This window comes from Clostridium sp. DFI.5.61 (assembly GCF_024462915.1).
Taxonomy (GTDB): domain Bacteria; phylum Bacillota; class Clostridia; order Oscillospirales; family Oscillospiraceae; genus Lawsonibacter; species Lawsonibacter asaccharolyticus.
This window is the reverse complement of record NZ_JANGBZ010000029.1, coordinates 1-12,293: the sequence shown is the minus strand read 5'-3', so window position 1 is coordinate 12,293 and position 12,293 is coordinate 1. Positions and strand designations below refer to the sequence as shown.

At 59.5% G+C, this 12,293-nt stretch carries 15 protein-coding genes; 3 read left to right on the top strand and 12 right to left on the bottom strand.

Annotated elements, in window-relative coordinates; genetic code table 11:
- The first annotated feature begins 146 nt into the window (after positions 1–146).
- The gene (locus NE584_RS12840; protein WP_256182978.1) at positions 147–1,028 is read left to right on the top strand and encodes a NifB/NifX family molybdenum-iron cluster-binding protein; all 882 of its coding nucleotides are present in this window, start codon (positions 147–149) and stop codon (positions 1,026–1,028) included.
- A 63-nt stretch (positions 1,029–1,091) separates the two neighbouring features.
- Here NE584_RS12840 and NE584_RS12835 read toward each other — a convergent pair whose 3' ends face one another.
- Positions 1,092–2,033: a D-2-hydroxyacid dehydrogenase gene (locus tag NE584_RS12835; RefSeq protein ID WP_050622926.1), complete on the bottom strand. Its 942-nt coding sequence runs from the start codon at positions 2,031–2,033 to the stop codon at positions 1,092–1,094.
- A gap of 262 nt (positions 2,034–2,295) precedes the next feature.
- Here NE584_RS12835 and NE584_RS12830 point away from each other — a divergent pair, with 262 nt between their 5' ends.
- Positions 2,296–3,234 (top strand): LysR family transcriptional regulator, encoded by a 939-nt coding sequence (locus NE584_RS12830; protein ID WP_256182976.1) that lies wholly within the window; start codon positions 2,296–2,298, stop codon positions 3,232–3,234.
- 408 nt (positions 3,235–3,642) lie between these two features.
- On the opposite strand, the gene NE584_RS12825 is transcribed toward NE584_RS12830, so the two are convergent.
- The 11 genes from NE584_RS12825 to NE584_RS12775 all read right to left on the bottom strand — a co-directional run bounded on the left by NE584_RS12825 (position 3,643) and on the right by NE584_RS12775 (position 10,973).
- Positions 3,643–4,230, bottom strand: a complete 588-nt coding sequence (locus tag NE584_RS12825; RefSeq protein ID WP_256182975.1) for a DUF4275 family protein — start codon at positions 4,228–4,230, stop codon at positions 3,643–3,645.
- Between the two features lie 136 nt (positions 4,231–4,366).
- Positions 4,367–4,792 carry a hypothetical protein gene (locus tag NE584_RS12820; protein ID WP_256182974.1) on the bottom strand — a complete coding sequence of 142 codons (426 nt, stop codon included), beginning with the start codon at positions 4,790–4,792 and terminating at the stop codon, positions 4,367–4,369.
- The gene (locus NE584_RS12815; RefSeq protein WP_050622923.1) at positions 4,789–5,121 is read right to left on the bottom strand and encodes a hypothetical protein; all 333 of its coding nucleotides are present in this window, start codon (positions 5,119–5,121) and stop codon (positions 4,789–4,791) included. The genes NE584_RS12820 and NE584_RS12815 overlap by 4 nt, the downstream gene beginning before the upstream one ends.
- Before the next feature lie 211 nt (positions 5,122–5,332).
- The gene (locus NE584_RS12810) at positions 5,333–5,821 is read right to left on the bottom strand and encodes a hypothetical protein (protein ID WP_256182973.1); all 489 of its coding nucleotides are present in this window, start codon (positions 5,819–5,821) and stop codon (positions 5,333–5,335) included.
- A 202-nt stretch (positions 5,822–6,023) separates the two neighbouring features.
- Positions 6,024–6,545: a hypothetical protein gene (locus NE584_RS12805; RefSeq protein ID WP_133248274.1), complete on the bottom strand. Its 522-nt coding sequence runs from the start codon at positions 6,543–6,545 to the stop codon at positions 6,024–6,026.
- Positions 6,542–7,150, bottom strand: coding sequence for a hypothetical protein (locus NE584_RS12800; protein ID WP_256182972.1), 609 nt, complete (start codon positions 7,148–7,150; stop codon positions 6,542–6,544). Before NE584_RS12800 ends, NE584_RS12805 begins: the two co-directional genes overlap by 4 nt.
- Positions 7,151–7,526: 376 nt before the next feature.
- Positions 7,527–7,970: a hypothetical protein gene (locus tag NE584_RS12795; protein WP_050622918.1), complete on the bottom strand. Its 444-nt coding sequence runs from the start codon at positions 7,968–7,970 to the stop codon at positions 7,527–7,529.
- Positions 7,971–8,059: 89 nt separating this feature from the next.
- Positions 8,060–8,755, bottom strand: a complete 696-nt coding sequence (locus tag NE584_RS12790) for a DUF4367 domain-containing protein (protein WP_108980021.1) — start codon at positions 8,753–8,755, stop codon at positions 8,060–8,062.
- The gene (locus NE584_RS12785) at positions 8,752–9,288 is read right to left on the bottom strand and encodes an RNA polymerase sigma factor (protein ID WP_050622916.1); all 537 of its coding nucleotides are present in this window, start codon (positions 9,286–9,288) and stop codon (positions 8,752–8,754) included. The genes NE584_RS12790 and NE584_RS12785 overlap by 4 nt, the downstream gene beginning before the upstream one ends.
- A gap of 135 nt (positions 9,289–9,423) precedes the next feature.
- A complete protein-coding gene (locus NE584_RS12780; protein WP_050622915.1) occupies positions 9,424–10,236 on the bottom strand; it encodes an Mrp/NBP35 family ATP-binding protein in 813 nt (270 codons plus the stop codon).
- A 29-nt stretch (positions 10,237–10,265) separates the two neighbouring features.
- Positions 10,266–10,973: a helix-turn-helix domain-containing protein gene (locus NE584_RS12775; RefSeq protein WP_242850270.1), complete on the bottom strand. Its 708-nt coding sequence runs from the start codon at positions 10,971–10,973 to the stop codon at positions 10,266–10,268.
- 324 nt (positions 10,974–11,297) lie between these two features.
- On the opposite strand from NE584_RS12775, the gene pta reads away from it, so the two are divergent.
- The gene (gene pta, locus NE584_RS12770; protein ID WP_336454715.1) at positions 11,298–12,275 is read left to right on the top strand and encodes a phosphate acetyltransferase; all 978 of its coding nucleotides are present in this window, start codon (positions 11,298–11,300) and stop codon (positions 12,273–12,275) included.
- The last annotated feature ends 18 nt before the right edge of the window (positions 12,276–12,293 follow it).

Here is a 12,293-nt window from a genome sequence, read left to right as displayed (position 1 = left end):
GGAATGCATAGACCGTCTTACTTGCCCAGTCATGACACGTGCCCCTCTGCCCCAAACATGCCGCGGTACAAAAGCTTCAGTCAAAATATTATTGACATATGACGAAAATGGAGCTATACTAAAGAGGAAAGAGAGGGGGCGGTCCCATGGCGCGGCCGGTAAAGCGGAGAAGGGTATGCGGGCTGCCTCCTGTGGGGGCGTTCCGGCCTGAAGGAGGGCCAGGCGGCCCAGTGATCGAGGTGACAGTGGACGAATATGAGGCGGTGCGGCTCATCGACCTGCTGGGGCTGACTCAGGAGGAGTGTGCTGCCCAGATGAATGTGGCCCGGACCACGGTGCAGGCCATCTACGACTCTGCCCGGGAGAAGCTGGCCCGCATGCTGGCGGAGGGCAGGCCCCTGGCAGTCCAGGGGGGCACTTACGACCTGTGCGGTCAGGCGGAGCACTGCTGCGGCCGGCGCTGCCGCCGCCGGGGCGGGGGAGAGGGCCGGTGCGAAAACGGCCGCCTGACCTGCCGGGAGGAGGGCCGCTGCCCGGGACGGTCTGGAGTGGAACAGAACAGGATGAAACAGGAGGGACAGAACATGAAAATAGCAGTGACATATGAGAATGGACAGGTCTTTCAGCATTTTGGGCACACGGAGCGATTCAAGCTCTATGAGGTGGAAGACGGAGCGGTGACTGCCAGCCAGGTGGTGGACACCGCCGGCAGCGGCCACGGGGCGCTGGCTGGATTCCTGCGTGAGCGGGGCGTCCAGACGCTGATCTGCGGCGGCATCGGCGGCGGGGCCAGAACAGCCCTGGCCCAGGCGGAGATCCAGCTCTATCCCGGCGTATCGGGGGCGGCGGACCAGGCGGTGGCCGACCTGCTGGCAGGCCGATTGGCCTATGACCCGGATACAGTGTGTAGCCACCACCACGAGGGGGACGGAGCCCATCAGTGCGGCGGCCACGGAGAGGGGGAGGGCCACTCCTGCGGCCATTCCCACGGGGCTGGCGGCCAGGGCTGCGCCGGACATCAGGGATAAAAACGTCCCGGCATCCAATCAGGATGCCGGGACGTTTTTTACTTACAGTTTGCCAGCTGGAGCTCAGCCCAGATTCAGGGCTTCCTTCACCTTGGCGATGATGTGGGCACCGATGTCGCGGGAGGCGTCGGTGCTCTGGGCGCCCAGGTGGGGGGAGACCAGGAAGTTCTCGCACTCGAACAGGGGGGAGTCAAAGCCGGCACCCTCGGTCAGGCCGCCGCCGGCCAGCTCGTTCTCCATAACGTCGGAGGCATAGCCGCCGATCTTGCCGGCCTTCAGGGCCTCGTACATGTCCTGCTCATTGACGATGCCGCCCCGGGCCATGTTGAGGACCACGGCGTCATCCTTCATCTCGGCCAGAGACTTGGCATTGAACAGATCCTTGGTCTCGGGGGTGAGGGGCATGTGGATGGTGACGAAGTCGGAGACCTTCAGCAGCTCGTCGATGCCCATGCTGGTGGCCTGCTGCTCCTCGAACACGTGGGCGGGCAGGTAGGGGTCATAGGCCACGATGTTCATCTTGAAGGCACGGCCCAGTTCGCCCACGCGCTGGCCGATGCGGCCGAAGCCCAGGATGCCCAGGGTCTTGCCCCGCAGCTCGCGGCCCACGAATTTATACTTGTCCCAGGTCTTGTTCACCTTCACGTCGTAGTTGGCGGGGATGGTGTGGCGGGACAGATCCAGCATCTTGGAGAAGGTCAGCTCGGCCACGGCGTTGGCGTTCAGGCCGGGAGCGTTGAAGACCTGCACGCCCTTTGCCTTGCAGGCGTCCATGTCCACGTGGTTCAGGCCCACGGAGCACACGCCGATGACCTTCAGGTTGGCGGCGGCGTCAATGATCTCCTTGGTGATCTTGGGGTCCACGCGCATGATGAGCACATCGTAGTCCGGGATGAGCTTGACCAGCTCCTCCTGGGTGGGGAGCATGTGGGTGTCCACCTGCATATACTTGCCCAGCTCCTCGGCGATGGCACTGTGGACGGCATCAATGATCAGACATTTCATGGGAAATCTTCCTTTCTTCTTCATATTGGGGCTCTTTGGCGACTCAGGTCGGAAGATGCCCGTTTCCGCCCGGCATTGGTAAAATAGGCAGAAAATCTTCCAGTTATCATGATTATAGCATGACAGACTAAACAGGGACATCACATTTTTCCTGAGGGTTGCCACAGTCGTTCAACTGTGATAGAATACTTGCAGGAAGAGAATGGAACAGAGGGGCGCCCGGAACCGGAGGGCGGAAGGAGCGGCTTTTGGAGGGAGACACGTGAATTTTTTACATCTGAAGTATTTCCTCATGGTGGCGGAGGAGCTGAACATCACCCGGGCTGCCGAGCGGCTGTATATCTCCCAGCAGTCGTTGAGCAACCACATCAGCAACATGGAGCGGGAGCTGAATGTGAAGCTGTTCACCCGCTCCCCCAAGCTGGCGCTGACCTATGCCGGAGACCTGCTGGTGGACACGGCCACCCAGATCCTGGATCTGCACAGCCAGTACCTCAACAAGGTGGGGGATATCAACCGGCACTATATGGGGGTGCTGCGGGTGGGGATCTCCTACACCTGCGGCTTGGCGGTGCTGCCTGAGATCCTGCCCCAGTTCCGCAGGGAATTCCCCATGGTGGAGTTCTCCATGTTCGAAGGCAACTCCTCCGAGCTGGAGGACGAGCTGGCCCACGGCCGGGTGGATCTGGTCATCGCCTTCCACCCCATCATGCTGGAGGGGGTGGAGACCGTCCCCCTGACAGAGGACCGGCTCATCATGGTGGTGCCCAAGGTCTTCACCGACCAGGTGTTCGGTCCCCGGGCGGAGGAGATGCGGGCCCAGTACGCCCAGGGGGCGGATATCACCGCCTTCCGGCAGATGCCCTTCATCCTGCTCAAGCGGGGCAACCGGGTGCGGGGCATCGTAGACCAGTACCTGAGCCGGTGCTACTTCAAGCCCAAGATCATCCTGGAGACGGAGAACACGGTCACCACCCTGGCTATGGCCCGGGAGGGGATGGGCATCGTCATCTGTCCCCAGCTGTTCCTGCGGACCATCCAACTGCCGGGGGTCAAGCCCGCCCCGGAGGATGTGGACCTGTTCCCCCTGGCCGACCCCTCCACCCTGAGCCGGCTGGTGGTGGGCTACCGCCGGGACCGGTATCTGTCCCACTTCGCTGAGCGCTTCATCCTCATCGCCCAGGACGTGCTGAGAAAATAAGCGGCGTATTCCTGGCAGACAGCCGATCCTTCCCTGTAATGGAGATGACCAGAGGCCCCAGTCCGTACTGCACACGGGCTGGGGCCTCTGGTTTCAGATCCGTTCATTCCAATGGGAGACTGTGGGCGCAGATATCCAGGAGCGGTCGACAAAGCTACTGATCCAGATAGACCCCAGTATAAGGACCCTGGAAGGAGGCCTCTAATTTTGATAAGATGTCCAAAACCCGGCCCGTATCTGCCGGGATCATAGAGGATGTCACGCCTTCAGTTACTTTATAAATTTGATATTCCATGATATCAGATAGCTCATGATAAAATGCGTTGCAGCTCCTTTGGACCCAATATCCCCCAGACAGATCCTGCGTACAGAAGAAACAGGCCCTTCTCAGGGCGGACGCCTGTTTTGCTAAGTGGCCTTTGTGACGAAATAGGGGCCCAGCTCAGGCTCATGGGTGACGATGTAGGCCCATTCAAAATCGGGGTCCACAAAGTAGAAGTCCCCTGAGCCCCGGAAAAAGGCGGCCTGGAAGGGCTGGAAGCCGTCGATCTGATAGAATTTATAGATGTCGGCAATTCCCTGATGGGGCGGGGCGGGCGGCCTGAAATCGAAGCGATAAAATTCGCTGAAACGGAGATGGTACAGACCCAGGACGCTGGGGTGGCTGCGCCGGTCAAAGGCCTGCTCCGCCGCCTCCCCCTCCAGGAAGGGGCACAGGCGGCAGCTGAAGGCGTGCCACAGTTCCTCCGTGACGCAGTGGCCGCAGAACTGCTCGTCGGAGACCGCGGGCAAAAACGCGCGGCGGAATCTGGCCTCAAACTCCAGGAAGCGGACCGTGGTCAGACGCCGGACCGACGCCCCCTCTTGGGAGAGGCGGACCGTGATCCCGCTGTCGTATCCAGGGGCCTCCCAGAAGCAGTCCAGCGGCAGGGACAGCCGCAGGTCGGCCCCGCCGTCAGGCTCTGCCCAGAAATATTTTGTGGGGTTCCCATCCATCTGTTGGCCTCCTTTTTACCAAAGGCATTAAAAATTGGTTTTCCTATGCAGACAGCGGCGCGATTCGCCTGGCAAAATATCACCGGCTCCCGGCGGGGCAGTCATTCCCGGGCCTCTAAATATGCGTCATAGGTGTTCAGGCGAATGATGGTGGAGATCTCCAGCACCTCCTCTGATGTGGGGGGCCGGTGAGCCCATTCAGATAGGCGGTGATCTTCTGCATCTCCCTGGGTGGGATGGCGGTAAAGGCGATCTCATTTTCCAGCTCCACCAGCACTTCGCCCAGCTGGCCCCATGTGGGCTGCTGCGCGTGCTGAGCCGTCTCGTCAAAGCGGGCGATGGCGTCGATGGTCATGTAGTCATAAGTTCCCCGCTTCAGATGGGTAGCCAGCCGGTCTGCCGCCCCCAGACAGTCCCACCCGTTTTGAGCGGCGATGTCCTCCAGGCGGGTGTCGGCCCTCTGATACCACTGAAAGAGGGAGAGGAAGAGGAGAAGGAGCAGGAGAAAGACCGCCGCCAGCGCGTTGCGGACCTGCCGGGGGGTAATGTGTGTTCCCTTCATCTCTTCATGCTCCAAAAGCCACGCTTGGCCAGAGAAATTTCGGTCATCAGTTCGGAGAACCGATAGGAGGGACCGAGGTGGTGGTTGGCGGTGTGGGTGATGGCCTCCCGGGTGCTCTCGTCGATGCGGTCCACTTGGATGTCCCAGAGCTCCTCGACCAGGGCAATCTCCTTGGGGTAGCGGGCCAGGAGGTCAGCCTGCACCTCCGGGCTCAGGTCCCAGCGGTCCTGGTCCGCCTCTGCCAGTTGGACAGCCAGAAAGACGCCTGTGGTCAGGGAGAGGACCAGCAGGGGCAGAAGGATGCGTTTTCTCAAATGAGTACGGGCCATAAGAAGCTCCTTTCGCTGATCAGAACGATCTGGCACGGGGGCGGAGAATGAGCGAAGAGATGCTCCGCCGGCGGCCTTTATGAGCTCTTCCCCTTGTGCTTGTCGTAAATGAGGTGAGCGCAGAGGATGACCGGGACGGCCAGCAGGATCAGGTTTTGACGCCCGTCGGGAGCGGGAGCATGGGGGCGGTGCGGGGCACAGGGGCCGCCGTTCAGTCCTGCCGCTCCAGCGCCCCGGCCAGACAGTCCAAGACCTCCGCCGTGTCCCCCGGCTCCAGCACCGGGTCATTCTGATAGGAATAGTCATTCAGAAAAGCGGCCAGGGTCTCCCGCTCCTGAGGGGTGAGCTGCTGAAAGGATTCCGGGCTTTGGACAAACTGACTCAGCTCGGAAAAGACCTCCAGCCAGGCGTCATCCGCCCCGAACCCGGAACTCTGAAAATAATATCCACAAGACGCAATGGTCCGCAGCTGTTCGGCCTCCCAGATCATGGAGTCATGATAGTCCGGGGAGGAGAGATTGCCAGCCAGAAAGTCCTTCGTGCTGGTGAACTCCATCTCCAGATGGTGGTCCAGCTGGGCCAGCTCGCTCTGGAGGACATGATTTTCGTGGCGTTCCCCGTTCAGCAGGAAGAAAAAGTACAGGAGAGCAATAAGAGGAGCGTATTTTTTGGCCTTTTCTCTCACCTTTGCCCAGCGCATAAGATCCAACTCCCTTGGTTAGGTCCTGGACAGCCTGCCCCGCGTCTGCCAGCCGGACAGTTTGTACTTGTCGTGAATGAAGTGGACGCAGAGGATGACCGGGAGGAGGAAGGAGCCGGCCAGCAGCATCCGGCGGTATAGGTGCGGCCCCGCCCCGCCGGATGCCTCCAGGCCCAGGGTGATAGCTCAGAAGGTCTTGCTATTATGTATCCCAGACAACGCCGTCGATGAGGGTGATATAGAGATTGCTGAGAATAGGAAGCGGCTCATTGGAGACGGTGGAAGGGACCTCCTCCTCCGCCATCATAATCAAGATACTGGCATCCTGGGAGACGCCCCGCCACTCAAACCCACCCCATTCAAAGGAAAAAGGAGGTTCTTCGCCGCCGCTCAGGCTCCGATAGGAGAACCCGCACTGCTTCAGCTGGTTGATGTAGCTGATGACGTCTGGGATACTGGCGCCCCGAATATAGATATTCCAGCAGGGCGCATCCTGATAGACGCCGGTGCCATCCGCATAGTGCTCTCTGTACTGGGTATAGACCACCTGACCGCTGCGGAAATACCCCATCTCCTTGGGAAATTTTTCATCCTGGGGCCAAACATAGGCCTCCCCATCCTGAACCCCAAAGGGAGATAAGACACCCCCCAGACAGAAGGAGCACAGGAACAACAATACCAGGAGCATAGACCGAAGGAAAGGCTTCCTATCTAACTTTTTCATTGAGGTTCTTCAGTCCCGTCATTGTAATAGATACAGTGCTCTTCTCCACGAGGACCGACATCAGATCCAAGTATTGTGGTAGAGGCAGAGATGCTGGCAACACCGTAAGAGAATGAAACACTGATATCAACTCCACCTTGATCCGAGGAAAAATATGCTCCTTGAGCACGAAGTGCTTCAAAATAATTTCCACTTATTACGGGTGTAACAGAGTAAGAGACATTACCTCTTTTAGCCCATATACGGGAATCGCCTTCATCATTGATTTTATATTTATCATAGTAGCATACGATATAATTTTGACGGACAGTAGTTGAAGGCGTTTCGTATTTATAATATGTTCCATCTTCATTATAATAATAAACAGATGAGTTTTGTGCAACCTTTTTTGTTTCAATGGATTGGCTATTTTCATTAATTCCAACCATGGTTAAGGCATATCCAGCGGTATCTTCTCCGGCAGGAATTTTGTCCCACTCCCAGCTGTAAACACATGTGTATTGTGTTGATGTATGCTTTGTACAACGAAGGTCGCTGCTCAAGCTTGCAGATGCACGCATGGCTGCTACATCAAAAGAAACACTACCAGACAGATAAGCTTTCATAAGTGAGACTTCTTCACTGCTGTAACCGTTGTTCATGAGCATGTCGGCCGGAAGTTCACATAACTTTTTGAAAGCCCGTTCATAGGCCGCAAGAGGATCTTCTCCGCTTTGTCCAGAACGTTAAAATTGTAGAGATTCTTGGACTGCAATTTCGTATTCAGACATGGTGTTTATAGTTGTAGTGTTCTGATTTTTGTTTTCATAAATAGAGGAAATACTATTAAAAGAAGCAAAAGAGTTTATAGAAAATAAAGAAATCAGGGCTGTGGCACACAAAAATAACGATAAGAGTCTTTTCTTCATCGTGATTCCTTCCTTTCAATATGAAATTTTAATCGTAAGTTGGAAAATAGCGAAAAAGTAGTGTTGTCAAATGTTACGCTGTCTGGATTTCAGAGTAGATGGTTGCGGTTTCTGAGTCACTGCCGGCCCAGACAGTGACCACCGCCTTGACCCGGTAGGTCTCGCCGGGGGTCACAGACACCGTCTCAGAGACAGATGCCCGGGTCCCGTCCTGGCGGTCGGTCCAGGAGTCCACCAGTATCCAGGCGAAGGAGCCGGATTTTTGCTGGAGCTCCACCCGTACCTCACATTCGGTGGAACGCCCGGTCTGTCCACTCACCCAGCCTTCGATAAATGCGGTCCTGTCGGAGATCATCAGGTCACATCCTTGGTTTTTGATATAGAGGGAATAAGGAACGATTTCTTCAAAAACGGGCGTGTCCTGGGGCGGCTGGGCGGCAGAGGCGGCGGGGGTGGTCACCAGGGTCAGGCACAGGGCCATCCCCGCCGCCAGCCAGCGCATGGGTTTCTTGCGCATAAAAATCACCTCCCTTCATCGGTCCTACTAATATACCGACGAAAGGAGGCGATTCCGGACAAGGAAATCAAAATTTTTTTGAAAAATTTTTAAGAAATGGGTTCCAGACCCAATGCGACCTGTTTCAGCTCTTCCATAGGAATGGTCCCGGACAACAAATAGTAGCAGTTGTCTTCGGTCCAAAAAATAGTATGATCCAGATTTTTTGAAATTGCCATGGCTTCTGAGTTATGGATTTTGAAGTACTCAACCTCTGCGTCCTCAGTGTCTACTCCCAGAATACTGGATGCATTGGCGCCCACTACGATGTGGGTTACTTCCAACATATTTCCAGCGTTGTCCTCGAAACAAATATAGTGCCTGATTCTGCTGGACTGCCGTACAGTCTCCTCCATCCCCTGCGGGAGGTAGGTAAGAACAAAATCTCCGGCTGTCCGATCTGTTTCGCCCTCGGCGGAGAAACGGAAGTTGGTGATCTCCTCATAGACCTGGACCAGCACCTCCAGCACCTGGGCCCGGAAGGCCTGGGAGGTGACCATCAGGCCGGAGAAGCCCACCGCCAGAAAGACCAGCGCCACCGCCGCCGCCCGCCGCACCTGGGCCAGGGCACGGACCCGCCGGGGGGAGCGCCCCATCCGGCGGATCAGGCGGTCCATCCGGCGCTGAAAGGCGGGGGAGGGCCGGGCCTGGGGCAGCTCCCCGTCCCCGGGCAGGGAGGAGAGCCACAGGTCCCGGGCCATGGGCGCGGCCTGGCTGAGCAGCCGGTCCAGCTCCTGATCAGTCATACCTCCACCCCCAATCCCTCAAGAGCCTCCCGCAGCCGGGCCTTGGCCCGGGACACGGTGCGCTCCACGGCGGACACGGTCATGTCCAGCACCCGGGCGATCTCCCGGTTGTCCAGTCCCCGGTCATATTTCAGCAGCAGCACCGTCCGCTGACGGGCGGGGAGCCGGGCCATGGCCTGGGCCGTCAGCTCCCGGAGGGAGGACGCCTCCTCCGGGGGGCGGCCGGCCTGCGCCGGGGCCCAGTCCTCCAGGGGCTCCGCCCCCTGCCGCCGCCGGCGGCGGTACAGATCCAGTGCCTTGCCCTCTACTATCATACCGACCAGGGCCTTCGTTTCCGGACAGACCGGGTCATGAATTTTTTCGATGATTTCCGTGATGCGGAGCAGGGCCTCCTGCACCGCGTCCTCCGCGTCCTGCTGACTGCCCAGGATGCGCAGGGCCAGATAGAACATCAGGTCCCGATATTCCCAGTAGAGGAGGGCGAACTTGTTGCGGCCCTCCTCTGTGGGGATCATCGCCAGGTAGACCAGCATAGACTCGCCCCCTCTCCCTCTGTCCAGTGTAACACAGGCGGGGGGAAATGTCACCCCCGGGCGGCCCCGGAGGGAACAGAAACAGGGGGCGGCAGCGGTCAGGCTGCCGCCCCCTGTGGGCGTGCAGGACAGGGGTCAGCGGTCCAGCTGGGCGGCCACTTCCTCCAGGTAATTGCGCTCCGCCCCCTCCACCTTTCCGGCGTCGCAGGCGGCGGCCAGGGCGGGGTCAATGGGCAGGCGGGCCAGGATGGGCAGGCCCAGCTCCCGGGCTACCTCCTCCAGGCGGCTCTCCCCGAAGATGGCGTGACGGGCACCGCAGTCGGGGCACTGATACCAGCTGTAATTTTCAATGAGGCCCAGCACCGGGATGGACATCATCTCCGCCATGTGCACCGCCTTGGAGACGATCATGGACACCAGATCCTGGGGGGAGGTGACCACGATGATGCCGTCCACCGGCAGGGACTGGAACACGGTGAGGGGCACGTCCCCCGTTCCAGGGGGCATGTCCACGAACATATAGTCCACCTCGCCCCACACCACGTCGGACCAGAACTGCTTGACCACGTTGGCGATGACCGGGCCACGCCAGACCACGGGGTCGGTCTCGTTGGCGGTGAGCAGGTTCAGGGACATGAGCTTGATGCCGGAGGGGGTGACGGCGGGGTCGATGCCCGCGTCGGTGCCGGTGGCCCGCTGGTGGACTCCGAAAGCCATGGGGATGGAGGGGCCGGTGATGTCGGCGTCCAGCACGGCCACCTTCCGGCCCCGGCGGGCCATGGCTACGGCCAGGGAGGAGGTGACGGTGCTCTTGCCCACGCCCCCCTTGCCGCTGACCACGGCGATCACCTTCTTGATGCTGGACAGGGCGTTGGCAGGGACGCGCAGGTCCCGCTCGCTGCAGCTCTCGCCGCAGGTAGAGCAGTCATGGGTGCAGTTTTCAGGCATGATCGATTCTCTCCTTCATATGGTTGGGATCACTTGCCGTCCTGACGGCCGGCAAAGGTCTTGTTGATGCGCTCGCCGGTGGTGTGGACCAGCTGGAACATGGACTGGTAGAGCACCGGGTAGTCCCGGGCCAGGATGTCGTGGCTCAGCTCGGGCATGCGGCTCTTGTCCTTGCCCTGGCCGGCCAGGGCCTCGCACAGCTCCACCTCGCTGCACGCCATGTCAGCCTCGGGCAGGCCAGCGGCGAACTGCCGGGCCGGGACGGAGAAAAAGTCCGGGTTGTTGGACGGGTTGGCCTGATACAGGCGGCGGAACACCTTATAGACAGCGGTGGACAGGTAGTTGGAGGCGGCGCGGATGGCCTCCCGGCTGCCGGTCTTGCCCAGCAGGTCGAAGAGCATACCCACCGAGTTCACCAGCAGCTTTTTGGACAGCAGGGCCAGTACGCTGCCCCTCATGGAGTTGTCCTTCTCATCGCTCAGGTCATAGAGCTCCTCCGGGGCAATGGTGGTGCCGTCCCGGGTGAGGGTGCGGCCCAGGAGAAAGTCGGCGGAGACCCCATAATAGTCACAGGCCCGGACCACGAAGGCCAGGCCGGGCTCCCGGATGCCGTTCTCATAGTGGGACAGCAGGGCCTGGGAGATGCCCAGGGCACCCGCTGCGGTGCGCTGGCTGACCCCCCGCTCCTGCCGCAGCAGGGAGAGGGTGCGGGAAAATTCTGCGTTCAAATTTCTCACCTCGAGGGGCGGCCCGCAGGCCGCCGTTTCTGGATCTCATCTCGATCTGCAATACATACAGTATAGTATAACGGAAGCATTACGCCACGTAAAGAGAAAAATGAAAATTTTCGCGGAAATTTGACACGGGTGGACAACGGCCGCCAAAACAGGGCTGTTATTCCCGGAAGGAGCGGGGAAAACTGAAAAAAGAGGTCCCACAGGAATTTTATGCGCTTCTGCAGCGGATAAGCCTTGAAATTTCTGGCTGAAAATGCTACCATAAGGGACAGAAAAGCGGCCTTACGGCCACGAATCGAAAAGTTGGAGGGATCACCCATGCACATGTTTCAGAATTTGATCGACAAACTGAAGGCTCATCCCCGCAAGATCGTCTTTACCGAGGGCACCGACCCCCGCATCCTGGAGGCATCCGCCCGGCTGCTGTCCGGGACCTTCCTGACCCCCGTGCTGGTGGGCAACGAGGAGGAGGTCCAGGCCGCCGCCGAGAAGGCCGGCTTCAATATCCGCGGCGCCATCATCATTGACCCGGAGAACTATGACGGCATGGACGCCATGGTGGAGAAGATGGTGGAGCTGCGCAAGGGCAAGATGACCGCCGATGAGTGCCGGGCCGCCCTGAAGAAGGGCAACTACTTTGGCACCATGCTGGTGAAGATGGGCGTGGCCGACGCCCTGCTGGGCGGCGCCACCTACTCCACCGCCGACACCGTCCGCCCCGCCCTGCAGCTGGTCAAGACCAAGCCGGGCAACAAGATCGTCTCCTCCTGCTTTATTCTGGTCCGCGCCTCCGCCACCGGCGACAACGATGTGCTGGCTATGGGTGACTGCGCCATCAACATCAAGCCCGAGGAGGACGAGCTGGTGGAGATCGCCGTGGAGACCGCCAAGTGTGCCAAGATCTTCGGCATCGCCCCCAAGGTGGCTTTCCTGAGCTACTCCACCAAGGGCTCCGGCAAGGGGGAAGATGTGGACAAGATGCGCAACGCCTGCGAGAAGGCCAAGGCACTCATGCCCGATATCCCCGTGGACGGCGAGATGCAGTTTGACGCCGCCGTGTCCCCCACCGTGGGCCAGCTGAAGTTCCCCGGCTCCCCCGTGGCCGGCTACGCCAACACCTTCATCTTCCCTGACATCAACGCGGGCAACATCGGCTACAAGATCGCCCAGCGTCTGGGCGGCTTTGAGGCCTACGGCCCCATCCTGCTGGGCCTGAATGCCCCCATCAACGACCTCAGCCGCGGCTGCAACGCCCAGGAGGTCTACTCCATGGCCATCATCACCGCCGCTCTGGCGGAGTAAACGGCCAGACGACCACAG

Coding starts and splice junctions, on each gene's coding strand:
- NE584_RS12825 (WP_256182975.1), bottom strand. CDS start 4,230: ATGGATGGGAACCCCACAAAATATTTCTGGGCAGAGCCTGACGGCGGG.
- pta (WP_336454715.1), top strand. CDS start 11,298: ATGTTTCAGAATTTGATCGACAAACTGAAGGCTCATCCCCGCAAGATC.
- NE584_RS12790 (WP_108980021.1), bottom strand. CDS start 8,755: ATGACTGATCAGGAGCTGGACCGGCTGCTCAGCCAGGCCGCGCCCATG.
- NE584_RS12800 (WP_256182972.1), bottom strand. CDS start 7,150: ATGAAAGCTTATCTGTCTGGTAGTGTTTCTTTTGATGTAGCAGCCATG.
- NE584_RS12840 (WP_256182978.1), top strand. CDS start 147: ATGGCGCGGCCGGTAAAGCGGAGAAGGGTATGCGGGCTGCCTCCTGTG.
- NE584_RS12815 (WP_050622923.1), bottom strand. CDS start 5,121: ATGGCCCGTACTCATTTGAGAAAACGCATCCTTCTGCCCCTGCTGGTC.
- NE584_RS12780 (WP_050622915.1), bottom strand. CDS start 10,236: ATGCCTGAAAACTGCACCCATGACTGCTCTACCTGCGGCGAGAGCTGC.
- NE584_RS12785 (WP_050622916.1), bottom strand. CDS start 9,288: ATGCTGGTCTACCTGGCGATGATCCCCACAGAGGAGGGCCGCAACAAG.
- NE584_RS12795 (WP_050622918.1), bottom strand. CDS start 7,970: ATGCGCAAGAAACCCATGCGCTGGCTGGCGGCGGGGATGGCCCTGTGC.
- NE584_RS12835 (WP_050622926.1), bottom strand. CDS start 2,033: ATGAAATGTCTGATCATTGATGCCGTCCACAGTGCCATCGCCGAGGAG.
- NE584_RS12810 (WP_256182973.1), bottom strand. CDS start 5,821: ATGCGCTGGGCAAAGGTGAGAGAAAAGGCCAAAAAATACGCTCCTCTT.
- NE584_RS12820 (WP_256182974.1), bottom strand. CDS start 4,792: ATGAAGGGAACACACATTACCCCCCGGCAGGTCCGCAACGCGCTGGCG.
- NE584_RS12805 (WP_133248274.1), bottom strand. CDS start 6,545: ATGAAAAAGTTAGATAGGAAGCCTTTCCTTCGGTCTATGCTCCTGGTA.